General features: G+C 57.4%; 23 protein-coding genes. 8 read left to right on the plus strand and 15 right to left on the minus strand.

All coding sequences use genetic code 11. The annotated features are described in order from the left end of the window. The first annotated feature begins 16 nt into the window (after nt 1-16). Genes pilV through VNZ60_RS18075 form a run of 4 tightly spaced genes read left to right on the plus strand, consistent with a single transcriptional unit; the run spans nt 17 to nt 3,443 of the window. On the plus strand, nt 17-559 hold the full coding sequence (gene pilV, locus VNZ60_RS18060; protein WP_325661556.1) for a type IV pilus modification protein PilV: 543 nt from the start codon (nt 17-19) through the stop codon (nt 557-559). Beyond that, entirely contained in the window at nt 556-1,122 is a 567-nt protein-coding gene (locus VNZ60_RS18065; RefSeq protein ID WP_325661557.1) for a pilus assembly PilX family protein, read from the plus strand. The genes pilV and VNZ60_RS18065 overlap by 4 nt, the downstream gene beginning before the upstream one ends. A gap of 29 nt (nt 1,123-1,151) precedes the next feature. Further along, a complete protein-coding gene (locus VNZ60_RS18070; RefSeq protein WP_325661559.1) occupies nt 1,152-3,008 on the plus strand; it encodes a pilus assembly protein in 1,857 nt (618 codons plus the stop codon). A 12-nt stretch (nt 3,009-3,020) separates the two neighbouring features. After that, nucleotides 3,021-3,443 carry a type IV pilin protein gene (locus tag VNZ60_RS18075; protein WP_325661561.1) on the plus strand — a complete coding sequence of 141 codons (423 nt, stop codon included), beginning with the start codon at nt 3,021-3,023 and terminating at the stop codon, nt 3,441-3,443. Nucleotides 3,444-3,473: 30 nt separating this feature from the next. On the opposite strand, the gene VNZ60_RS18080 is transcribed toward VNZ60_RS18075, so the two are convergent. Beyond that, entirely contained in the window at nt 3,474-3,791 is a 318-nt protein-coding gene (locus tag VNZ60_RS18080) for a hypothetical protein (protein ID WP_325661563.1), read from the minus strand. A 236-nt stretch (nt 3,792-4,027) separates the two neighbouring features. Next, entirely contained in the window at nt 4,028-4,219 is a 192-nt protein-coding gene (locus tag VNZ60_RS18085) for a glycine zipper 2TM domain-containing protein (RefSeq protein WP_325661565.1), read from the minus strand. A 174-nt stretch (nt 4,220-4,393) separates the two neighbouring features. On the opposite strand from VNZ60_RS18085, the gene VNZ60_RS18090 reads away from it, so the two are divergent. From VNZ60_RS18090 to VNZ60_RS18100, 3 genes are all read left to right on the plus strand, one after another. Continuing rightward, nucleotides 4,394-4,576 carry a hypothetical protein gene (locus VNZ60_RS18090; protein ID WP_325661567.1) on the plus strand — a complete coding sequence of 61 codons (183 nt, stop codon included), beginning with the start codon at nt 4,394-4,396 and terminating at the stop codon, nt 4,574-4,576. 99 nt (nt 4,577-4,675) lie between these two features. Beyond that, nucleotides 4,676-4,954, plus strand: coding sequence for a hypothetical protein (locus tag VNZ60_RS18095; RefSeq protein WP_325661569.1), 279 nt, complete (start codon nt 4,676-4,678; stop codon nt 4,952-4,954). Then, entirely contained in the window at nt 4,941-6,008 is a 1,068-nt protein-coding gene (locus VNZ60_RS18100; RefSeq protein WP_325661598.1) for an AI-2E family transporter, read from the plus strand. The genes VNZ60_RS18095 and VNZ60_RS18100 overlap by 14 nt, the downstream gene beginning before the upstream one ends. 299 nt (nt 6,009-6,307) lie before the next feature. Here VNZ60_RS18100 and mnmE read toward each other — a convergent pair whose 3' ends face one another. From mnmE to rpmH, 13 genes are all read right to left on the minus strand, one after another. Then, nucleotides 6,308-7,705: a tRNA uridine-5-carboxymethylaminomethyl(34) synthesis GTPase MnmE gene (mnmE, locus tag VNZ60_RS18105; protein ID WP_325661571.1), complete on the minus strand. Its 1,398-nt coding sequence runs from the start codon at nt 7,703-7,705 to the stop codon at nt 6,308-6,310. A 168-nt stretch (nt 7,706-7,873) separates the two neighbouring features. Continuing rightward, nucleotides 7,874-9,040: a Gfo/Idh/MocA family protein gene (locus VNZ60_RS18110; RefSeq protein WP_325661573.1), complete on the minus strand. Its 1,167-nt coding sequence runs from the start codon at nt 9,038-9,040 to the stop codon at nt 7,874-7,876. A gap of 64 nt (nt 9,041-9,104) precedes the next feature. Then, nucleotides 9,105-10,160 carry a sugar phosphate isomerase/epimerase family protein gene (locus VNZ60_RS18115; RefSeq protein WP_325661575.1) on the minus strand — a complete coding sequence of 352 codons (1,056 nt, stop codon included), beginning with the start codon at nt 10,158-10,160 and terminating at the stop codon, nt 9,105-9,107. Between the two features lie 36 nt (nt 10,161-10,196). Beyond that, a complete protein-coding gene (locus VNZ60_RS18120; RefSeq protein WP_325661577.1) occupies nt 10,197-10,946 on the minus strand; it encodes a sugar phosphate isomerase/epimerase family protein in 750 nt (249 codons plus the stop codon). A 65-nt stretch (nt 10,947-11,011) separates the two neighbouring features. Then, on the minus strand, nt 11,012-12,085 hold the full coding sequence (locus tag VNZ60_RS18125) for a Gfo/Idh/MocA family protein (protein WP_325661579.1): 1,074 nt from the start codon (nt 12,083-12,085) through the stop codon (nt 11,012-11,014). 102 nt (nt 12,086-12,187) lie between these two features. Next, entirely contained in the window at nt 12,188-12,991 is an 804-nt protein-coding gene (locus tag VNZ60_RS18130) for a carbohydrate ABC transporter permease (RefSeq protein WP_414648894.1), read from the minus strand. Between the two features lie 73 nt (nt 12,992-13,064). After that, complete coding sequence (locus tag VNZ60_RS18135; protein ID WP_325661583.1) at nt 13,065-14,000, minus strand: carbohydrate ABC transporter permease; 936 nt, start codon at nt 13,998-14,000, stop codon at nt 13,065-13,067. A gap of 71 nt (nt 14,001-14,071) precedes the next feature. Continuing rightward, nucleotides 14,072-15,349 (minus strand): ABC transporter substrate-binding protein, encoded by a 1,278-nt coding sequence (locus VNZ60_RS18140; RefSeq protein WP_325661584.1) that lies wholly within the window; start codon nt 15,347-15,349, stop codon nt 14,072-14,074. Between the two features lie 52 nt (nt 15,350-15,401). Next, nucleotides 15,402-16,358, minus strand: coding sequence for a porin (locus VNZ60_RS18145; protein ID WP_325661586.1), 957 nt, complete (start codon nt 16,356-16,358; stop codon nt 15,402-15,404). A gap of 600 nt (nt 16,359-16,958) precedes the next feature. Then, the gene (yidC, locus tag VNZ60_RS18150; protein ID WP_325661588.1) at nt 16,959-18,638 is read right to left on the minus strand and encodes a membrane protein insertase YidC; all 1,680 of its coding nucleotides are present in this window, start codon (nt 18,636-18,638) and stop codon (nt 16,959-16,961) included. A gap of 19 nt (nt 18,639-18,657) precedes the next feature. After that, nucleotides 18,658-18,942 (minus strand): membrane protein insertion efficiency factor YidD, encoded by a 285-nt coding sequence (gene yidD, locus VNZ60_RS18155; RefSeq protein WP_325661590.1) that lies wholly within the window; start codon nt 18,940-18,942, stop codon nt 18,658-18,660. A gap of 66 nt (nt 18,943-19,008) precedes the next feature. After that, complete coding sequence (locus VNZ60_RS18160; RefSeq protein WP_325661592.1) at nt 19,009-19,413, minus strand: ribonuclease P protein component; 405 nt, start codon at nt 19,411-19,413, stop codon at nt 19,009-19,011. A 28-nt stretch (nt 19,414-19,441) separates the two neighbouring features. After that, nucleotides 19,442-19,576, minus strand: coding sequence for a 50S ribosomal protein L34 (gene rpmH / locus VNZ60_RS18165; RefSeq protein WP_061535510.1), 135 nt, complete (start codon nt 19,574-19,576; stop codon nt 19,442-19,444). A 436-nt stretch (nt 19,577-20,012) separates the two neighbouring features. On the opposite strand from rpmH, the gene dnaA reads away from it, so the two are divergent. Next, nucleotides 20,013-21,443 (plus strand): chromosomal replication initiator protein DnaA, encoded by a 1,431-nt coding sequence (gene dnaA / locus VNZ60_RS18170; protein ID WP_325661594.1) that lies wholly within the window; start codon nt 20,013-20,015, stop codon nt 21,441-21,443. The last annotated feature ends 373 nt before the right edge of the window (nt 21,444-21,816 follow it).

Below are 21,816 nucleotides of genomic sequence, written 5' to 3' on the forward strand. Positions count from 1 at the left end.
TGAAAAGAGGAGGAGCATGATCTTAGCCGGCAATCACACTGCCACGCAGTCCGGGACAGGCATGATAGAAGTGCTGGTGGCGCTCGTCATCATGGCCTTCGCCATGTTTGCCCTGATCGGCATACAGACGGTTGCCTTGCGCTATCAAAAAACGGCGCACCTGCGCGCCGTGGCCAGTGAGTTCAGCGCCGATCTGGCAGATCGTGTACGCGCCAATATCCGCGGCGCGCATAGCGGCGCTTACAATCTGCCGCAGCAGGTTTATCCGACACTCGGTGAGTCCGCCTCATCTTGCTTTAATCCCGCCAATTGCGCGCCGCAGGAAGTCGCGGTAAAAGATCTCCATGAATGGCGCGCCGGTCTCCGCAATGCAATGGCTGGTGGTTGGGGCGAGATAGCCGGTTCGGTGACGGACGGTTTTACGATCAAGGTATATTTCCTGGATACGCCTACCGCCAGCGACAAACTTAATCCGGTTGCCAATATTTGCAGGCCCGGCGCAGCCGACCCGGTTCTGCATAAAGATGTGCATTGCTTCGCCAGCGCGTTTTTGCCATGAAAATTTGTCAGCACCGTTGTCGCCAGACTTCCGTAGCATCCACCTTGCTACAGGATCATCCGCGCTGTCACCGCCAGCTTGGTTTGATTTTGCCGATGCTGCTGATTTTCCTGCTAGTGATGATGCTTCTCGGTTTCGGCGCCTTGCGTGCAGCACTGCTGGAAGAAAAAATGGCGGCCAACGCCGGCAATCAGCAAATGGCGTTTCAGGCTGCAGAACATGCTTTGCGCTTTTGCGAAAATCAATTGCGGCTGTCGCCGATTACTATCCCGTTGCTCAAGCAAGGGCCGGCTTCAGACGGCAATGTAAACAGCAAACCGTATTGGGAAATCGCAGATAGCTGGAGCAACAATGAGATCTCGGTATCCGTGCCTCGGATGAACAACAAAGGCGCGCTGGCTGCCGCGCCGCCGCGTTGTCTGGTTGAACGCTTGCAGTTCGATGCAGATCTGCAGTATCAGCGGCAAGCTGTGCAACCCCGGCCCGCGTTCAGGATTACGGCAAGAGGGATAGGCGCCAGTACTGCAGCAGTAGTGCTATTGCAAAGCTATTTGCTCTTATAACGCGCCTCTGCGAGGAGCAAGCATCCACTATGAACATGGTCTGTCCCTGCATCTGTACATTCACGCTGGTGTCTGCTTTGGCCCAGGCCGCAAGTACGCCGGATGCGCCCCCGTTCATCTACACAACCAGCTATGAAGCAGCAACGTGGCAAGGTCATGTCAAGGCTTACCCGATCGGTAACAACGGCGTAGCCGAAACAGCGCAATGGGACGCCGCCGATTTGATTCCGCCGTGGCAGGCGCGGCATATCCTGACGGCAACCGCTGACGCCGTCGTTACGCCGTTCGAATGGCAGCAAATGAACGATATGCAAAAATCCGCTTTGTCCTCTGAAGATGTCTTGCAATACCTGCGAGGCAACGATGCACTGGAAATTCGACATGGCGTTGGCCAGTTCCGGAATCGCAAAGGCAGACTTGGCGACATCGTCAATTCTGCGCCACTGTATGTGGGTGTCTCCGATTCTGCTTATCAGCTGCTGCCGGCAACAGACGGCGGCGATAGTTATCAGCATTTCGTCAATAGCAAGAAGCAGCGGCGCGCCATGCTTTACGTCGGCGCCAACGACGGCATGTTGCATGGTTTCGATGCGCTCAGCGGCGTAGAAAAAACCGCATTCATTCCACACGCGATTTTTGACTATTTGCCCTTACTACGCGAAGTTGCATACGTGCATCGTTTGTATGTTGACGGTTTGCTGACCGCCGGTGACGCTTATCTCGGCAACCTCGTCAATAGCGGCAGCGCAGAATGGAAGACTATCTTGCTGGGTTCAACCGGCGCGGCTGCCAAGAGTCTGTTCGCATTGGATATCAGCATTCCCGATGCGCCGCTAGGCAATCCCTTGCTGTGGGAAAAAAGCGCGGAAGACGATGGCTCAGGAGCAGCTGATGACGACATGGGCCATTTGCTGGGCGAGGCTTTTGCGATTCGCTTGCGCAATGGCGAATGGGCGGCAATCTACGGCAACGGCTATCGAAGCGAGAAGCAACGCGCCGCCATGTATCTGGTCGAACTGGCCAGCGGCAGCTTGATAAGAAAACTGATTGCCGGTACTGGTGATTCCGCGATCCCGAACGGTTTGGCGACGCCAGCCCTGGTCTTTGACAAGCAACGTCAAGTGAACACAGCCTACGCCGGCGATTTGCACGGCAGTCTCTGGAAGTTTGATTTGAGCGCAAGCAAGGCGGAGCGCTGGCAACTCGCCTTCGACGGCCGTCCCCTGTTTGTCGCCGCCGATAGCGACGGAAAAATGCAGTCTCTCACGCAGCAGCCCTTGCTTGCGCATCATCCAAGAGGCGGCGCCGTCATCATGTTTGGTGCTGGCAGAGCAGCGGACGGCGCAGGCAAGAGCACGCCGCAAACCGCAAGTTTGTATGGCATTTGGGAAGGGACGAATACCGGTCCTGTTTCAGATAGAGCTCAATTGCAACAACAGATGCTGGCAAAAGATGCAGCAGGAAAATGGCAATTGAGTAGCAACGCCATCAATTGGGGCAAGCAGCGCGGCTGGTACATCGACCTGCCCGAAAAAATCGGCAAGGTAGTCGGAAAATTGCAGATCGTTGACGGCGTATTATGGGCGCTGACCTATTCTGCCGATGAAGAAAAATCGTATCTGATCGCGATCGATTACACCGTAGGCGGCGCCACGGCCGAAGCTGCACTTGCACTCGCAGATTTTCCGCAAAATATTTCAATGATAGAAGTGGCAGCTTCAACCGTTACGCCCACCGCCATCAGATTGCCGGATGGCCGCCGGCAACTCGTGATAAACGGCCGCGACGGCAAGCCGCAAGCGATAGCTCTGAATCCGGTGCAGCGCCGCCCGATAAGAACCTGGCGTCAATTGCCGGCGCCACAGAGTGTTGTTGATCCTGACTAGGGAGGTGATGACATGCGCGAGCAAAGAGGATATACCCTGGTCGAAATCATGACGGTGGTGGCGATTGTTGCGATCTTGAGCAGCGTAGCGCTACCCAGCTATAGCGAATACGTCAGACGCGGCCAGCGGCTTGCTGCGCGAGCAGTCATGCTGGAAGCCGCCAACTGGATGGAACGTCGCTTCTCCGTGCATCACAGCTATCGTGGCAATGACATGCAGATTCCAGTCTTGCCGGATGGCTTGAACCGTTCTCCGCGCAGCGGCGCTGCAAAATATGTGATCAGCCTGAGCGCCGGAAAAACGCAAGCCACGGCCTATCAGTTGCGCGCAGTGCCGTCTGTTGCAGACAAATGCGGCACCTTCACCTTGGACCATACCGGCGCACGCGGATTAATCGACAATACGGCGTCGTTGAAAGAATGCTGGGGGCGTTAAAAAGCCCGCAGGCGGCGGGCTTAATAGAGCTTAATCGTCGTCATCGTGATGGCGATGATGTTCACGCCATCCTTCCCGGCGACGCCATTCTTCGCGACGCCACTCTTCGTCGCGGCGCTCACGCCACTCACGACGCTCGCGCCAGCCGGGGTCTACATAGACTTCTTGCCGAGGGTAATACACCGGCGCCGGGACATAACGAGGTTCGTATTGCACCACCGGCGGGTAATACGGTTGCGGCGGCGGTTCGACGTAAATGCCGACACCGACGTCCACGCGAGCCGCAGCGCTGCCGCAAGCAGCGGCGGCGACGGCGCCAAAAGCCAGACAGATTAAAAGTTTTTTCATAGTGTTTCCTGTTTGCCAGCACTGCATAGGGCGATTTCGCCATTTCGTAGCATCAGTGTAAGGGCAATAGTCAGCCGATGTTGTTCGTAGGGGCAACAAGTGTAACTTTAAGTAAATGAATGTAGCAAAGGCAGAATGCAAATGGCATGCAATTTTGTTTATTTGCCATGTTGCGGGGAAGATAGGTGCAGGTTTGCGAGGATCCGATTCGACACCAATCAGCTATATGCAAGCAACTACCTCATCTCATGTCCAATGACACCGCCGACCACTGCACCGCCCACGGTGCCGGCCGCGCTGCCACCGGTCAGGACGGCGCCGCCTACAGCGCCTACACCAGCGCCAACGGCGGTAGACGAACACCCTTCGGCGCCAAGCAACATGAGCGCAGTAATGGCAATCAAGGCAAATCTTTGTGCGATTTTCATGGCAGATCTCCTCCCGACAATTGGGCAGATGCGTTCAGCATACGAGCAAGTCAGAGGGCGCGTCAGTGCGGCAGCTAACATAGCGGACAAGCGCTGCGGGCGGTCCATTTTGAACTGAACGATAAGCAGATTCCGACGTCGAAACAGTTATCATCAATCATCCTGGAGCACGTCATGAAACGCTTCGCTATTCTGCTCGGTCTGGCCGTCCTGCTCAGCGGCTGCGTAGTTGACCCATACGGCTCGGGATATGGTGGTTACAGAGACGGTGGTTATAGAGATGGCGGCGACCGCCATGAACACCATGATGACAGAGGCGGTGAGCACCGCAGGGATGACAACCCTAACCGCTATTAACTCCCGCATGCAGATGCACCTGGCGCTATGTCCGCCGGCTGTCATTTATAGCAGCGCTATTTCGTCCGGGGCTTGCCAGCCTCGGGATTGACATTCCCTTTGCTTGACCCGTTGTTAGCCTTGCTCCCGCCCATGCCGGATCGGTCGCAGGCCTTCGCCTGCGCGAAGACTTCGTTGTTGCTGCAGAAGGACGTCGATCTGCGGGTGAAAATTTTCAACGGCGGCAAAGAATTGGCATACCTATCTGCTAAATTACAACACTCCTACCCGAACAGCGTCGTAAAGATCGCCGCGCGGAGCAAAATAATTGACAGCGGAAACGGATATAACCATGCCGGAAGCGTATCAACAAAAACCGAAGCCTATGATCCCGCCTGAGTCCGGCGAGTCCAAATCGAGCAATAAGAAAATCCAGCAGGCGGCTTCAACCGCGCTCTACGCGGGGCTCGTCATGCTTGCGCTGTGGGTCGTGCGCGATTTCATTCCGGCTGTGGTTTGGGCCGCCGTGATCGCAATAGCGTTGTGGCCCTTTTTGTTACGTCTGGGGTCGCGCCACGGATCGCGCGCTCGCACGACAGGCGTCGCCTTGTTGTTGACGGCGGCCGTCGCGTTGTTCGTTGTGCTGCCCTTTTTGATCGTGCTGGCACAGGCCGTCCGTGAGACGCACGATCTCATCGCCTGGTTCAGGCAGGCCGAAATCAATGGCGTCGCGGTGCCCGACCTGGTGCAGCATTTGCCTTTCGGATCGCCGCAAATCGTAAGCTGGTGGCAAGAAAATCTCGGACGTCCCCTGCACGACTCGCCGGTGATGACCGGATTGCATGTCGACACGGTGGTTAGCCTCGGCCGGCATTTTGGCGCGGTCGCCGCGCACGGGTTGATACTGTTCGGTTTTATGCTGGTCACGCTGTTCGTCATCTTCCAGGCCGGCCCGCGTCTGAGCGAAAGCCTGCTCAAGGCAACGCGCCGCGGATTCGGCGCCGACGGCGCGCTACTCGTGAATCAGATGACGGCGGCTGTGCGCGGCACCGTTGCCGGGCTGGTCGTTGTCGGTATCGGCGAGGGCGCGTTGCTGGGCGTCGCCTACGTGGTGACCGATGTGCCGCATGCCACCCTGCTCGGCCTGTTGACCGCGATCGCCGCCATGCTGCCGTTCTGCGCGCCAGTCATCTTTTGCGGCGCCGCCCTGTGGCTCTTCGTGCAAGGCGCAACGGCCGGCGCCATCGGCGTGCTCATATTCGGATTCATCGTGGTACTGATCGCCGAGCACCTGGTGCGGCCGCTGTTGATCGGCAGCTCGACGCGCCTGCCGTTCTTGCTGGTCCTGTTCGGTATTCTCGGCGGCGCCCAGACATTCGGGCTGCTAGGCCTCTTCATCGGCCCGGCGCTGATGACGGTGCTGACGGTGTTGTGGCGTGATTGGGTTAGATAAATTATTGAGAGTTTCATCATTCATGACATCGCCCCGGCAAGAGTCATCTGGGGTCAGAGTCAACTTTCGCAGTGCTTCATCGCGAAACTTGACTCTGACCCCACATGACGGATTCGGAGAAAGACAGAGCGCACTAGGTGGTTTTGTTCTTTTTTAACGATGAGGCAGCTACTCCGTGGCCCGCTAAGTGGGGTCAGAGTGAAGTTTCTGCAAAAAGCGCGCAGAAAGTTCACTCTGACCCCAGTTAGCTGCGTTTGTTAAGCGCACTGAAAAAACCGGAGTAAAAGCTGCTGAGCTGCTTATTTCCCAATACAAAACCGCGAAAAAATCACGCCCAGTAAATCATCCGGCGTGAACGCTCCGGTAATACTGCTGAGCCGGTCCTGCGCCAGCCGCAGTTCTTCCGCAAACAAATCAAGCGACTGATCGTTGACCCGGTTGTCGATGGCTGCGTGCTGGTCAGCGATTTCCAGATGATCGCGGGCTGCCTTGAGGGCGATCAGATGGCGTTCGCGGGCCAGGTAGCGTGATTCGCCGGTTTGCTGCCAGCCGGCGATGCGCAGCAGTTCTGCACGCAGCAGGTCGATGCCGAGATGGTCGGTGGCCGACAGGTAAATGTGGGTGGCGTCGTTCATCACATCGACCGCAGGTTTATGGCCGGATTGGTCGATCTTGTTCCAGATGCGGATCACCGGCGCGTTGCTAGGGAAGCGGGCGACGATTTTTTCATCGGCCAGCGCCGGCCCGTGGTTAGCGTCCAGCATGTGCAGGATCACATCAGCCTTGGCTACCGCCGCCCAGGTGCGTTCGATGCCGATCCGTTCCACTTCGTCGTTGGCGTCCTCGGCGTCACGGATGCCGGCGGTGTCGATGATGTTGAGCGGGATGCCTTCCAGCTGGATCGTTTCCGTAACTTTATCGCGCGTGGTGCCGGCGATCGGCGTGACGATGGCGACATCGGATCCGGCCAGCACATTCAACAGGGACGACTTGCCGACATTCGGCTGGCCCGCCAGTACCACGTTCAAACCGTCGCGCAGCAAAGCGCCTTGCGCAGCCTGGCTGAACACATTGTCCAGCGTGCTGCGGATGGTCGCCAGCTGGCCGCGGGCGTCGGATTTTTCCAGGAAGTCGATTTCCTCTTCCGGGAAATCGAGCGTGGCTTCCACCAGCATGCGCAGATTGGTGACCTGCTCGACCAGCGCATGGATCACTTTGGAAAACGCGCCGGATAACGATTCCGAAGCCGATTTGGCGGCAGCTTCAGTGGATGCTTCGATCAGGTCAGCAACCGCTTCGGCCTGGGCCAGATCCAGTTTGTCGTTGATAAACGCGCGCTGGGTGAATTCGCCCGGTTCCGCCATCCGCAGGCCAATATCCTGGCCGGCCGCCAGGCAGCGGCTCAGCAGCATTTGCAATACCACCGGGCCGCCGTGGCCTTGTAGCTCCAGCACGTCTTCGCCGGTATAGGAATGCGGCGCCTTGAAATAGATAGCCAGACCCTGATCGATGACGCTGCCGTCGGCATTTTTAAAAGGCAGGTAAGTGGCGTGGCGCGGGATCAGCTTGCTTTCGGCGATACCGCAAACGGCTTCGATCAGCGCGCCCAGCTGCTTGCCGGAAATACGAACTACGCCGATGCCGCCGCGTCCGGGCGCGGTGGCGATGGCTGCGATGGGGGAAGAGTCAAAAGTCATTCCGCAATTTTACCTGCCATTTTGCGCCGGCCATTGCTAAAAAATCGCGGTGTGGCGAAAAGCGCATAACATTTCCCGGAATTTGCGGCTAAGCGTAAACGAGGCGCGCTCGATACCGGCGCTCGATACCCGTTTCAGACCAGTTTCTGTCCATACTATTATCCATTTTCAGGTTTCCAACCTGACCCAGGCCGCGTTGGCATGATGGCTGGCCAAGGCCGCTTCGATAAAGCGCATGCCGCTGACGCCGTCTGCCAGAGTCGGCACCAGCAATGCCTGCGGATCGGCAGCACGGCCTTCGCGCCGGGCGCAAATTTGTTCGGCAAAGTCGCGGTACAACTGGGCAAAGCTTTCCAGATAACCTTCCGGATGCCCGGCCGGCAGACGCGTCGCCCATTGTGCCGCGGCTGGTAGTTGCGCCATGCCGCGCGTCAGGCGGCTGGCTGCGCCGCCGGGCTTACGCAAGCACAACTGGTCCGGCTGTTCCTGCCGCCAGTCCAGCATTCCCTGGCTGCCATAAACGCGCAGGCGCAAGCCGTTTTGTTCGCCGCTGGCGACCTGGCTGGCCCATAGCATGCCGCGGGCGCCGTTAGCGTAGCGCAGCTGCATCTGCACGTGATCGTCAAGCCGGCGGCCGGCGACGAAGCTGCTCAAATCGGCGGATAGCTCCAGTGGCGCCATGCCGCTGACGAACTGCGCCAATTGCGCTGCATGGCTGCCGATGTCGGCGAGGCAGCCGGCCGGCCCCGCCAACGCCGGATCGGTGCGCCAATCAGCCTGCTTGTTGCCCACCAGCGGTTCGCTCAGCCAATCCTGCGCGTATTCGACTTGCACCAGCCGCAACTGGCCCAACCGGCCGTCGGCAACCATCGCCCGCGCCGCCCTGACCATCGGATAGGCGCTGTAGTTGTGAGTCAGTGCGAACAGGCGGTCGCTGCTGCCGGCGAGTGTCTGTAAAGCCAGGGCGTCGGCCAGACTGGTGGTCAGCGGTTTGTCGCAGATGACGTGGATGCCGGCTTGCAGGAAGGCCTGCGCTACCGGAAAATGCAGATGATTCGGGGTCACGACGCTGACCACTTCGATGCCGTCCGGACGTGTGCTTTCGCGCATCGCCATCGTCCGGTAATCGGTATAAATGCGGTCCGCCGCCAGGTGCAGCTGCAAGCCGCTATCTTGCGCCCGTTGCGGATCGGATGACAGCGCGCCGGCCAGCAGAATGTAGCGATCGTCGAGGCGGGCGGCAATCCGGTGTACCGCGCCGATAAAGCCGCCCTGGCCGCCGCCGACCATGCCCAGCCGGATCCTTGGGGCGACAGGATTGGTTGCCGCCGTCATTTTGTCTCTTTCATGGGCTGTGCAATCGCAGTATGTGGCGGTGGTGGTGGCAGTTGAACCATGGCTACAGCAGACCCAGCATCTTGCGCATGCCTGCCGGATCGAGGCCGCTGCCCGCGAAGTCATCGAAGGCGCGCTCGGCGGCGCGGATAATGTGTTGCCTTATGAAGCTTGCGCCTTCGGCGGCGCCCTGCTCCGGATGTTTCAGGCAGCATTCCCATTCCAGCACGGCCCAGCCGGGAAAATCGTATTGCGTCAGCTTGCTGAAGATGGCTTTGAAATCAATCTGGCCGTCGCCCGGCGAACGGAAGCGTCCGGCCCGCTCGCTCCATGGCAGATAACCGCCGTACACGCCTTGCCGGCCGTCCGGCCGGAACTCGGCGTCCTTGACGTGGAACGCTTTAATGCGTTCGTGATAGCAATCGATGAAGGCCAGATAATCGAGCTGCTGCAACAGCAGATGGCTGGGGTCGTACAACAGGCAGGCACGCGGATGCTGCCTGACGTGATCGAGGAAGCGCTCATAACTGGCGCCGTCGAACAGATCTTCGCCCGGATGCACTTCGTAGCAAAGATCGACCCCGGTGTCATCGAAGGCATCCAGAATCGGCGTCCAGCGCCGCGCCAGTTCCTCGAATGCGCTCTCGATCAGCCCCGACGGACGTTGCGGCCATGGATACAGATAAGGCCACGCCAGGGAACCGGAAAAGGTAACGTGTGCCCGCAATCCCAGGCGTTGCGAAGCCTGCGCCGCCAGCTTGAGTTGTGCGACGGCCCATTCGGTGCGGGCCTGCGGCTTGCCGCGCAGCGCGAGCGGCGCAAAACCGTCCATCGCCATGTCGTAGGCTGGATGCACCGCCACCAGTTGCCCTTGCAGGTGGGTCGACAGTTCGGCAATCTGCACGCCGTGCTGCGCCAGTCTGCCGCTGATTTCATCGCAATAGGATTGACTGCCGGCGGCCAGTTCCAGATCGATGAACTGCTTATCCAGCGTCGGTATCTGCACTGCCTGATAACCCAGGCCGGCGGCCCACTGCGCGATGTTCTCCAGCGTATCGAACGGCTTTTGCGTGGCGGCAAACTGCGCCAGGAAAATCGCGGGTCCTTTAAGTGTTTTCATAGGTGTGCTCCTGAAGAATGATCCACCGCAGCCGGCTTACCCAAGTATCCTGCGCATGAACGCCAGGCTGGCGGCTATGGTGCGCTCATGTTCTTGCGGCAGGTCGTGTTCGTAGACGATCAGGTTGACTCTGCTTTTTAACTCCGGCAACAGCTCACGCCATGGAATCACGCCCTGGCCCAGCACGCACCAGCCGTCCTGGTCCTGATTGCCGCCATCTGCCGCGATGTCCTTGGCGTGGACCGCCAGCAAGTGCTGCTGCATGCGGTTTATCCACGTCATCGGATCAGCGCCGGCGCGCACCAGCCAGCCCAGATCCGCTTCCCAGCCCAGATCCTCGGCAGCGGCGTCTTCGAACAGCAATTCGAGCGCCATCTTGCCGTCGTAACGCAGGAATTCGAAATCGTGGTTGTGATACGCCAGCCGGATCCCGTGTGCTTGCAGCTGGCGGCCAATCCCGGCCAGCCGTACTCCCAGCCGACGCCAACCGGCGGCCGTCAACGGCCGTTGCGCCACCGGCAGCCACGGCATTACGACCAGGGTGCAGCCTGATGCACGGCAACTGGCGATGACGTGATCGATCTGCGTTTCCAGCAGCTGCAGGCTGGCGTGCATCGACGCTGCCTGCACCTCATGCTGTTGCAGCGCGTTGGCGAATTCCTGGGGTGTCAGGCCGGTAGAGGCGACCGGCTCCACCCATGCAAAACCGGCGCGGCGCGCCATCGCCAGTTGGGCGTCAAAGTCGCCGACGGCGCGTAAGGAATACAGTTGTACGGAAAGTTTCATTGCTGGCTCCTGGCTAACGAATCATGTTCAAGTGTGTGTTCAAGACGCAGGTTCAAAGCACGGTCCTAATACAGGCGGCCGTTTAACGGTTGCGGCCGCTCGCACCGGGTTTCCAGGCTCAAGCTGCGCGCGCTGGCGGCAGAGGCCAGCAATTTGTCCATGGCTTCCAATACATGCAAGGACAAGGCTTCGTTGCAGCGGAAATCGCTGCCGTCGCGCAAGCCGTTGGCCATGTCGATCAAGCCGATGCCACGACAATTCTGACGATATGGCTTGGCGTAATCGACGCTGCGCCAAGGCCCGTCCTGCACCGTATAACGGATTTTTCCGCCGAACAGATTGGGATCGTTCAATAGAATCGAGCCGTTGTCGCCGTACAGCTCCAGCGGGCTGTGGCGGTGCTTCCAGATATCGAAACTGGTAGTCAGGCTGATGATCGCGCCGCCGACGAAATCCAATGTGCTGACGATGTGGGTCGGTACTTCCACCTCGATCGTGCGTCCGGCCTGGGCGCCGCGCGGTATCACGCGTTGCCGGTAAGTCATGTGGGCCTGGCCATACACGGTACGCAGCGGCCCCAGATGATGAACCAGATGCGTGAGGTAATAGACGCCGACATCGAGCAAGGGGCCGGCGCCGTGCTGGTAGAAAAAATCCGGCTGCGGATGCCAGTGATCGGGACCGTGGCACATGAAATGCCCGCTGCCGTTGCGAATCTGGCCGACCAGGTTTTCATCGATCAATGCGCGCGCGGTCTGGGCCGCCTGGCCGAGGATAGTGTCGGGGGCGCAGCCTATGCGCAGCGCTAGTGACTGCGCCAGCGCCACCAGTTGCTTACCCTCCGCATAGGTCGCTGCCAGCGGCTTTTCAGTGTAAAAATGCTTGCCTGCCGCCAGCACCAGCTTGCCCACCGTGAAGTGCGCCGCAGGTGGCGTCAGGTTGAGGATAATCTCGGCATCGCTGGCCAGCAGCTGTTCCATGCTCATCGCCGGCAATAGGTATTCGGCGGCGCGTTGGGCGGCGATGGCGGGGTTGCCGTCGCTTATCCCGACAAGCTTGAAGCGGCGGCTGGTGCGCAGGGTTTTCATGTAAGCGGGGAAAATATTGCCGCCACCGATAATCCCAAGTTTTTGCTGCATGTTGTCTCCTTCTGGTAGAACAAAAAAACAAACGGCGCCGGACTTTCTTGCGGCTGCAAGATGCAGCTCAACCCGGTAAATGCGTAGTGCGTGCGTAGTGCGCTAACCCTTGACTGCACCGGCAGTCAGCCCGCGCACAAAATATTTCCCGGCCAGGATGTACACCACGATGGTCGGCAAAGAGGTGATGAAGGCGGCCGCCATATACACGTTATATTCCGGCGAGCCGGTCTGGCTGTTGGTCAGATTGTTCAAGCCGACGGTCACCGGTTGCGCATGGCTGGGCGACAGCACCAGGGAAAACATGAAATCGTTCCAGATCGCAGTGAATTGCATGATCAGTACCACCACGAACATCGGCTTGCAGGTCGGCAGCACGATGCGCCAGAAAATGGTGAACAAGCCGGCGCCGTCGATGCGCGCAGCCTTGATCAGATCGTCGGGAAAGCCGACGAAGTGATTGCGGAAGAACAGTGTCAACGGCAGGCTGTACATGAGATGGACCAGGATCAGCCCCAGCAGCGAATTCGACAGCCCGAGCCAATCGACGATGCGCGTCAGCGGCAGCAAATAAAGGCCCCAGGGCAGGAAACTGCCGAACAGCAGCACAAAGAACACCAGATCGGCGCCCCTGAAGCGCCACTTGCTCAAGATATACCCATTGAAGCAGGCCCACAGGGTTGACAGCAAAGTGGCGGGGATCACCACGATGAATGAATTCTTGAAATACGGCGCCAGCCCGGCGCAACTGCTGGCGCCGGTGCAAGCACCGCCCCAGGCTTTGCGCCAGCCTTCGATGGTCCAGACCTGGGGCAGGTAGAGCAGATTGCCGGCCTGGATTTCGCCCAGGCTCTTGAGCGAATTGACAAACGCAAACCAGGCCGGCAGCAGGAACATCGCCGCCATGCCAGCCAGCGTCACATAGATCGCCAGTTTGCTAAAGCCCAGCTTTGTGAAGCTTAGTTTGCCGGTGACGAGTTCAAGTATTTTCACGGCGCTGCCTCCGCAGTTCGACCATGATGTAAGGCACCGCTACCGTGACGCACATCATCAGGATGATCATGCCAGAGGCGGCGCCCTGCCCCATCTGGTCACGCACGAAAAACATATCGAACATGTAGTAGGCCGGCAGAATGCTGGAGCGGCCGGGGCCGCCGTTGGTCAGCACCATCACCAGGTCGAAGGTCTTGAGCGTGGCCGGCAGCAAGATCAACACTGCGCTGAACACCGTGGGCCGCAACGCCGGCAGCACAATGCTCCAGTAGATTCGGGGCAGGCTGGCGCCATCGATCATGGCGGCCTTGAACACGGCGTCGTCAATGCTGCGCAGGCCGGCGATAAACAGCGCCATGACAAAGCCGGTCGAATGCCAGATGGCGACGATGGCGAGCGCATAAATCGCCTTGTCGCTGGAGACGATCCAGTCAAACTGCACATTGTCGAAGCCGGCGCGATGCAGCCATGCCTCGATCCCGGTATCCGGCGCCAGTAGCCAGCGCCAGACGGTGCCTGCGACCACGAACGACAGCGCAATCGGATACATGTAAATGGTGCGCAAGGCATCTTCGCCGCGAATTTTCTGATCCATCAGAATCGCCAAAAAGCAGCCTAGCAGTAGCGGAACGCCAACGCACAAGGGGGCGAATTTCAACAAATTGCCGAGCGCCAGCCACCAGAATTCATCGTTCCACAGTTGCCGGTATTGATCCAGCCCGGCCCAGCTGTATTCGGCGAAAGTGGTGGAGTGCGTGAGCGACAGCACGCCGACCCACGCGGCCAGCACATAGAAGAAAATCAGGCTAAGCAGCAGGGCTGGCGAGATCGCCAATTGCGGCAGGTAATTTCCCAGCCACGAAATTGGACGCTCGATCTGATGCTTGAGCTGATACCTAAATTGATATTTCGCTTGCGCCATTGCCTATCTCCGTCGGGCGGCTGGAATTCCCCGCCCATGCGCCATGAGCGGGGTCTGAGGATCGCGAAGAACTAACTGGTTTTGGCCGCGCGCGCCATTTTTTCCGCGGCCTGCTGCGGCGTCATGCGATCGTCTGCCCAAAAGGTTTGAATCACATCGCGGAAGGCGTTGATTTTGCCGGTAGCGATAATCGATTCCGGCGCCAGCACCAGGGTGCCTTTCTTATCGCCACTGATCATGTCGGCATGCGACTGCTTGCTGCAGGCGTCGAATTTAGCCATGTCGGCATCCATGCGTACCGGCACCGAGCCCTTGATCAGGCTGAACGCTTCTTGAGCCTGCCTGCTCATCACGGTTTCGGCGAATGCATCCTGCGCTTTGCCGGACAGCCCTTGCACCTTGAACAGCATGAAGGCGTCGGTGTTAAAGAAATGGCCATCGGCCGTACCCGGCACCGGAATGCAATAGAAATCCTGCTGCGGCTTGAGTCCTGCGATCAGGAATTCGCCTTTGGCCCAGTCGCCCATGATTTGCACCACCGCCTTGTTCTGGATCACCATCTGCGTTGCCTCATTCCACTTGCGGGTGGGCGCGCTGCGGTCAGAATAGGATTTGATTCTGCGCATCAGCTCGAAAGCCTTGACCATGCCGGGGCTGTTCAGGGTGGCCTGGTCCAGCGTATGGAATGCCTTCTTGTAGTCGCTGGCGCCGAGGGTGCTGAGAGCGACTTGCATGAACAGCAGATTGATGGTCCAGGTTTCCGCTGCGGCTATCGGTAGCAGGCCCGCTTGTTTGGCTTTGTCCGCCATGGCAAAGAACGCGTCCCAGGTTTGCGGCGGCTCGTTGACACCGATTTTTTTCAAGGCCGGAGCGCTGATCCACATCAGGTTCTGGCGATTGACGTTGGTCGGCACCGCGACATAATTGCTGCCGCCCATTTTCAGATACTGTTGCACGACTTGCGGCAAGACTTGATCCCAATGATCTTGCTGCGCAATCTGGCTCAGGTCGACCAGTTTGGACGGGTCTTTGGCGTATTGACGCAGATCGCTGTTAATCATCACGGCGGCGGGCGGTGTGCCTTTGGCGATGCGCGATTTAAGCAGCATGCGCAAATTTTCATTGCCGCCGACAGCGCTGTCTTTCCATTGATAACCACGCTCCGCCAGCGCCGCCCGGTATTGCGCGGCGGCGGCGGATTCGCTGCTGCTGGTCCACCAGTGCAGGACTTCGATTTCTGCAGCATGGGCCAGAGTCTGGGCTTGGATACTAATGACGCCGATACAAAGTATGGCGATGATGGGTTTGAATTGATATTTGAGTAGAGTCACGCATTGCTGGGTTTTCATTTCTGCTCCTGGTGGTACCGGTATCGACAGGGATCGTGGCGTGCGAGCCAGCTCAAAAACTATGCGTCAAGCCCAGATCGACTTTATTGACGTTGGCTTTGCTGCTGCGGAATGTGAGGTGGCCAAAGTCGGCATAGAGGAAGGTTCGCTTGCTCAGGGTGTACCAGTAACCAAGTCCGGCATGATGCGATTTGATGGCGGCGCTGCCCGTGCTTTGGGCGTACATGGCGCGCACGGTGCCGGGAGTATTGGCGATCGGCAGCGCCAGCCCGATGTCGTAGTTTTTTGCTCTGCCATTGCCTGCCGCAATATTATTTTGGCGGGCATACGAAGCAAACAATGTGACCGGACCAAAATTGTAATTGCCGCCGATGATCGTGCTTTTCTTGCGGGTCGACGCGGCTTCATAGCCCAAGGCGGCAAGCAGTGGCCCGGACGTATAGGTAATATTGATAGCTTTGGCGTCCCTGACCAGTTCCGGTGTCGTGTCCTTATCTTTCAATGCGACCGTGGCAGCGGCGGCGAAACCGTTAACCGTCGGCGAGTAGTAGCCGATCAGATTGGCTTTGGCGTTTTCATGGAAATCGTCGGGGCCGAATATGCTGCGGTTGGCCACCGTGTTGCGGAAAGGATTGCCAATGTTATGCACATCGTTGAAGGCATTGTTATTGCGGCCGATTTTGACGGTGCCCAAGGCGCCGGACAAGCCGACATAGGCATTATTGTTGAACAGCACCGGACCATTCAGGCGGCCGTCACTGGCAAAGAAATTGCTGCGAAGATCAAACAATGCCTGCAAACCGCCGCCCAGTTGTTCGCTGCCTCGTATGCCGATAAAGCTGTTGAAGCCGGTTTCCCTCAAGGTCAGCGCCCGGTTCGATTCCTTGACCAGTCCCAGTGTCACTTGCCCGTACATGGTGACATTGGATTGCGCCATAGTGACGTTGGATGCCATCGCCATAGTTGTGCCGAGCACGGATAGCGACAACATTTTTGTATGTGTTTTCATCGTGATTTGTCTCCTGTATTTTTTAATCGGGTTGCCGTCCGGCACCCGCTTTTCATGGTTTTGTGTTTTCAAATTTGCTGCGTGCCGATGGTTTGGACGTGCGGAGTCGAAACCTTGGCAGACTCAGGTAAGCCCGGCTCGAACTGAAAATGGCAGCGTGTTGAAAACGGCTTTAAGAACCACTGCTCTGGCGGCGGTGTTTTTATTACGTGTTTTTATTACGTGTCTTGATTACGTGTCTTGATTACGACTTATTGGAAAAGTCGTTTGCGTTCTGATGCGTAGGGGCCATGCGGGGGAGTTTTTGCATGGTTGGAATAGTCTCGGAAGCTTTAGTTGAACCAGTTCTTTCGATGACATAAAACCAACCGTAAACGATTGCATTTTGATCAGCAAGAAATTTTATTGCATTTTTTATAATTTAAGAATAAGCCTATGACGTCTGGCGGCTCAAGCCGGGCTGCGCAAAATCCGCACAAAATCAATTAATTCATGGCGCAAGGTTCTGCTGTCCGGCTTGCGCCGCACGAAAAAAAAAGCCCCTTGAATTTCTTCAAGGGGCTTCTTTCGGCGATCGATTCGGTTACGAGCCGACCTGTTTTATGCCTTGGCCGGACCGGTACCCATCTTACGGGTAATCACCCACTGCTGCGCAATCGACAGCACGTTGTTGGTGACCCAGTACAGCACCAGGCCGGACGGGAAGAAGAAGAACATGACCGAGAAAATCAGCGGCATGAACATCATCACCTTGGCTTGCATCGGATCCGGCGGCGTCGGGTTCAGCTTGGTCTGGATGAACATCGAAATCGCCATCACCACCGGCAGGATGTAGAACGGATCCGGTGCAGCCAGATCGTGGATCCAGCCCAGCCACGGTGCGTTACGGATTTCGACGCTGGCCAGCAACACCCAGTACAGCGAGATGAACACCGGAATCTGCACCACGATCGGCAGGCAGCCGCCGAGCGGGTTGATCTTCTCGGTCTTGTACAGCTCCATCATGGCCTGGTTCATCTTTTGCGGCTCGGATTTGAAACGCTCGCGAATCGCCGTCATCTTAGGCGTCACCAGTTTCATCTTGGCCATGCTGCGATAGCTGGCGGCCGACAATGGGAAGAACGCCAGTTTGATCAGCACGGTCAGGGCGATGATGGTCCAGCCCCAGTTGCCGAGGACTTTGTGGATCTGCGTCATCAGCCAGAAAATCGGCTTGGCGATGATGGTCAGCCAGCCATAGTCCTTGACCAGTTCCAGGCCAGGTGTGATGGCTTCCAGGTCTGCCTGCACTTCCGGACCGGAATACAGACGCGCATCCATGGTCACGCTGGCGCCCGGTGCAATCGTGCCCAAAGGCAGGATATTGCCGACTGCATACAGGTTGGTAGCGATCTTCTTGGTGAAAATTTCACGCGGCGCCTTGTCTTGCGGGATGAAGGCAGAAACAAAGTAATGCTGGATCAATGCAAACCAGCCGTCGTCAGCCTTGGTGGCATGGTCAGCCTTGCCGCCTTCGATCTTGTCGAACGCAAATTTCTGGAACTTGCTGCCCTCGGTATACACCGAAGCACCGGTGAAGGTATGCACGAAACGCTGCTCGCCTTCAGGTGCATTGCCGTCGCGCACCAGTTGCAAGTACAGCGAAGGCGAAACCGGCGCGCCGCTGTCGTTGGTCACCGTGTGCTTGACGTCGATCGAATAATCGCCGCGTTTGAAGGTGTAAGTCTTGGTCAGCTTGACGCCGCCTTCAGTCGATTCCAGCACCAGTTGCACCTGGTTGCCATTGTCCAGAGTGCGCGCACCCGGCAAGGCCGTGAAAGGCGATTTGTGGTTAGGGAAAGGACCGCCGATCAGGCCGGTTTCAGCCAGATAGGTACGGGTAGCGCTAGAGTCGAACAACACCAGGTTCTTGGTCGGGTCGACCGTGTCCTTGTGGTGCAACAGTTCCAGGCGCTTCAATTCACCGCCCACGGTATCGATGTCAGCCTTGAAGACATCGGTAGTGATGGTGATGACTTCGCCCTTGGCTTCTGCTGCGTTGGCAGGCACGGCGCTAGCCGATGCGGCGGCAGGAGTGCCGGCAACAGCCGTAGCTTGCGGTACTGCAGTGCTGGCGCCAGCTGAGGCTGCAGCGCCGGCAGGGCCGGTTGCAGCCGGTACGGTTTGGGTGGCGCTTGGGAAGAACAGCGACGGCTGGCCGTTATGGCGCTGCCACTGGTCCCAAAGGAACAGCAGCGAAACCGAAAATACAACCCACAGGACGGTACGTTTGATATCCATAAGAGTATTTATCTATGATTCAGGAATGGCCGCAACCACACGATCGGGAGGCCGATGCGGGTTTGGTTGCAGAGGGAGATGGTGATGACTGGTGTGGCGGCACCGGATCGAGCCCGCCTTCATGCCAGGGATGGCATTTGCACAGGCGACGTCCGGCCAGCATGCTGCCCTTCAAGGCGCCATGCGTACGGATAGCTTCGGCTGCGTAATCGGAGCAGCTGGGATAAAAACGGCAATTCTGTCCCAGAAACGGGCTGATGCCCAGTTTGTAGAGGCGTAACAGGAACAGTAGAGGCATTTTCATGACAGCTTTTTTCCTTCTTCTTCCGGCTTGCCATCATCGCTAATGGACACGGAACACCGACCGCAACTACTTGCCGGCAGCCAGACGTTGCGACGCGAACAGTTGTTTCAGTTCGCCCTGCAGCTCTCGCTTCAAGCGCGCGGTGGTAGCCGGGCCTGCCTTGGTGTTTACCGGTTTCGATAAACGCACAACGCAGTCGATTGGCGGCAATGGTGTCAGACGAAACAACTCTCGCGTAACTCTTTTGACAGTGTTACGCGTAACAGCGCGTGGTGCCAGCCGTTTTGCCGCCACCACGCCCAGACGGGCGTGCGGCAGCGCATTGAGGCGGGTATACAACACGAAATGCGCCGTTCTATAGACAGGGCGCAAACGAAAAACGGATGAAAACTCATCCGTTTTAACGATGCGCCGGTCACGTGAGAAATCCTGGACGCTGTTCTGGGAACGGTCGCCGAGTTTATCTGTCACGCAAGCAACGCTTTTGCGTCCGGCTTGATTAAGCTGCCAGACGTTTGCGGCCTTTAGCGCGACGTGCATTGAGCACAGCGCGGCCACCGCGGGTTGCCATACGGGCGCGGAAGCCGTGAGTACGCTTACGGCGCACGACGGAAGGTTGGTAAGTACGTTTCATGTTGGTCTCGCTAATCAGCAAAAATAAATCGGATCTTCACACTCAGAGCGCTGAGTTTCTACCCGTTCGCCATTCGATCTGGACCAGGCTGCCATAGTGTCGGACAACGAAACCGGGGCAGGCGCAGAGTACAGCCAAGGGACAAACTGGCAATTCAGCGGACAGTGAACCTTGAATTAGAACGCATTTTCTGCTTGTTTGTCAATCACTTAGCAGCCTTTTCCACAAGGACTTTTTGCTTCAGGCGCCAGCAATATTTGACCGTGCCTGTGGATAACTTGCGCCGGCAAGGGTAGAATAGCGGCTTATGTGTGGCACGCCCGCCAGTTATGCATTGCGCAGTATGCAGGATTGATTACTGAAACCAGCGTGCAATAAGAACATCAAGCCAGGGCGTAAAGAACCTCATCCCGCACACTTTCACTTAGAACGATTCATGGAAAATTTCTGGCAGAGCTGCTCCACCCAGTTGGAGCAGGAATTGACGCCTCAACAATTTAGCGCGTGGATAAAACCGCTGACGCCACTCGATTACGAGGACGGACGATTGCGCATCGCTGCGCCGAATCGTTTTAAGCTGGACTGGGTAAAAACACAGTTTGCCAACCGCATCACGACCCTGGCGCACCAATATTGGGAAGCGCCGATCGAAGTCGTGTTCGTGCTCGATCCGCGCAAGTCGTCGCCGGCCCCGGCCAGCTCCAGCATGCCGGTCGCTATCAATAATAATAGTGAGCAGTCCGGCGCCCAGTCATCCGCTGCCGGTGGCGGTAATTATGGCAATAGCAACTTCGAGCGCCTGCCGGAAGTGCAGACCGAGAACAGCGCTGTCAGCGCTCGGCGCGATCAATCGCGCATCAACACCGCCCTGAGTTTTGACAGTTTCGTGACCGGTAAAGCCAATCAATTGGCAAGAGCGGCAGCGATCCAGGTGGCGAATAATCCAGGCGTTTCCTACAATCCACTGTTCCTGTATGGCGGTGTCGGCCTCGGTAAAACCCATCTGATCCACGCCATCGGCAACCAGCTGCTGGCTGACAATCCGAATTCAAAGATTCGCTACATCCACGCAGAACAATACGTTCGCGACGTAGTGACTGCTTACCAACGCAAGGGTTTTGACGATTTCAAACGTTATTACCACTCGCTTGATTTGCTGCTGATCGACGATATCCAGTTCTTCGGCGGCAAGAGCCGCACCCAGGAAGAATTCTTCTACGCCTTCGAAGCATTGATTGCAGCCAAGAAACAAATCATCATCACCAGCGATACCTATCCAAAAGAAATCACCGGCATGGATGACCGCCTGATTTCGCGTTTCGACTCCGGCCTGACGGTAGCGATCGAGCCGCCGGAACTGGAAATGCGGGTAGCAATTTTGCTCAAAAAAGCAGCATCAGAAGGCGTCACCTTCTCCGACGACGTCGCATTTTTTGTTGCCAAACATCTACGTTCCAACGTCCGCGAGCTGGAAGGCGCACTGCGCAAGATTCTTGCTTACTCACGTTTCCATGGCAAAGATATCAGCATCGATGTTGTCAAGGATGCACTGAAAGATCTGCTGTCGGTGCAGAACCGCCAGATCTCGGTCGAGAACATCCAGAAGACCGTGGCTGACTTTTTCAACATCAAAGTTGCCGATATGTACTCGAAAAAGCGGCCGGCCAACATCGCCCGTCCGCGCCAGATTGCGATGTACCTGGCCAAGGAACTGACCCAGAAAAGTTTGCCGGAAATCGGCGAATTGTTCGGCGGCCGCGATCACACCACGGTCTTGCACGCAGTCCGCAAGATCGCCGGCGATCGCACCAAGAATCCGGAATGCAACCATGAGTTGCACGTGCTGGAGCAGACCCTGAAGGGTTAAATGGGGCAATGCGGACGATTGTGCACTTTGCCTGCCGCCCTGTGGATAAGTTTGTATAAGGTAAGTTTTGCCTTGCGTGAAAACTGTGGTTTTTTTGCCGATTTTCTTAAATCGGGCAGCTTGTTAAAAATCGCAAAAAAACCAAAAAGCCGCGCAGATTTCCGCCTTGGGTGGGTCCGTAGAGTGGCGATTTAAGTTACATTTACAGACTGCTTACAAAGCAATCTAGCTGGCAGCAATATTTGATTTTTAAATAACAAGGATATAGCTATGCAATTGGTCAAAACCAACCGAGATACCCTTCTCCGGCCACTGCAGATCGTGAGCGGTATTGTCGAGCGTCGGCACACATTGCCGATTCTGGCCAATATCC

This window comes from Collimonas sp., assembly GCF_035566375.1.
Lineage (GTDB): Bacteria > Pseudomonadota > Gammaproteobacteria > Burkholderiales > Burkholderiaceae_D > Collimonas.

Excerpts from the sequence above, each read along its gene's own strand:
- pilV (WP_325661556.1), top strand. The coding sequence starts at position 17 with ATGATCTTAGCCGGCAATCACACTGCCACGCAGTCCGGGACAGGCATG.
- VNZ60_RS18065 (WP_325661557.1), top strand. The coding sequence starts at position 556 with ATGAAAATTTGTCAGCACCGTTGTCGCCAGACTTCCGTAGCATCCACC.
- VNZ60_RS18070 (WP_325661559.1), top strand. The coding sequence starts at position 1,152 with ATGAACATGGTCTGTCCCTGCATCTGTACATTCACGCTGGTGTCTGCT.
- VNZ60_RS18075 (WP_325661561.1), top strand. The coding sequence starts at position 3,021 with ATGCGCGAGCAAAGAGGATATACCCTGGTCGAAATCATGACGGTGGTG.
- VNZ60_RS18080 (WP_325661563.1), bottom strand. The coding sequence starts at position 3,791 with ATGAAAAAACTTTTAATCTGTCTGGCTTTTGGCGCCGTCGCCGCCGCT.
- VNZ60_RS18085 (WP_325661565.1), bottom strand. The coding sequence starts at position 4,219 with ATGAAAATCGCACAAAGATTTGCCTTGATTGCCATTACTGCGCTCATG.
- VNZ60_RS18090 (WP_325661567.1), top strand. The coding sequence starts at position 4,394 with ATGAAACGCTTCGCTATTCTGCTCGGTCTGGCCGTCCTGCTCAGCGGC.
- VNZ60_RS18100 (WP_325661598.1), top strand. The coding sequence starts at position 4,941 with ATGATCCCGCCTGAGTCCGGCGAGTCCAAATCGAGCAATAAGAAAATC.
- mnmE (WP_325661571.1), bottom strand. The coding sequence starts at position 7,705 with ATGACTTTTGACTCTTCCCCCATCGCAGCCATCGCCACCGCGCCCGGA.
- VNZ60_RS18110 (WP_325661573.1), bottom strand. The coding sequence starts at position 9,040 with ATGACGGCGGCAACCAATCCTGTCGCCCCAAGGATCCGGCTGGGCATG.
- VNZ60_RS18115 (WP_325661575.1), bottom strand. The coding sequence starts at position 10,160 with ATGAAAACACTTAAAGGACCCGCGATTTTCCTGGCGCAGTTTGCCGCC.
- VNZ60_RS18120 (WP_325661577.1), bottom strand. The coding sequence starts at position 10,946 with ATGAAACTTTCCGTACAACTGTATTCCTTACGCGCCGTCGGCGACTTT.
- VNZ60_RS18125 (WP_325661579.1), bottom strand. The coding sequence starts at position 12,085 with ATGCAGCAAAAACTTGGGATTATCGGTGGCGGCAATATTTTCCCCGCT.
- VNZ60_RS18130 (WP_414648894.1), bottom strand. The coding sequence starts at position 12,991 with ATGGCGGCGATGTTCCTGCTGCCGGCCTGGTTTGCGTTTGTCAATTCG.
- VNZ60_RS18135 (WP_325661583.1), bottom strand. The coding sequence starts at position 14,000 with ATGGCGCAAGCGAAATATCAATTTAGGTATCAGCTCAAGCATCAGATC.
- VNZ60_RS18140 (WP_325661584.1), bottom strand. The coding sequence starts at position 15,349 with ATGAAAACCCAGCAATGCGTGACTCTACTCAAATATCAATTCAAACCC.
- VNZ60_RS18145 (WP_325661586.1), bottom strand. The coding sequence starts at position 16,358 with ATGAAAACACATACAAAAATGTTGTCGCTATCCGTGCTCGGCACAACT.
- yidC (WP_325661588.1), bottom strand. The coding sequence starts at position 18,638 with ATGGATATCAAACGTACCGTCCTGTGGGTTGTATTTTCGGTTTCGCTG.
- yidD (WP_325661590.1), bottom strand. The coding sequence starts at position 18,942 with ATGAAAATGCCTCTACTGTTCCTGTTACGCCTCTACAAACTGGGCATC.
- rpmH (WP_061535510.1), bottom strand. The coding sequence starts at position 19,576 with ATGAAACGTACTTACCAACCTTCCGTCGTGCGCCGTAAGCGTACTCAC.
- dnaA (WP_325661594.1), top strand. The coding sequence starts at position 20,013 with ATGGAAAATTTCTGGCAGAGCTGCTCCACCCAGTTGGAGCAGGAATTG.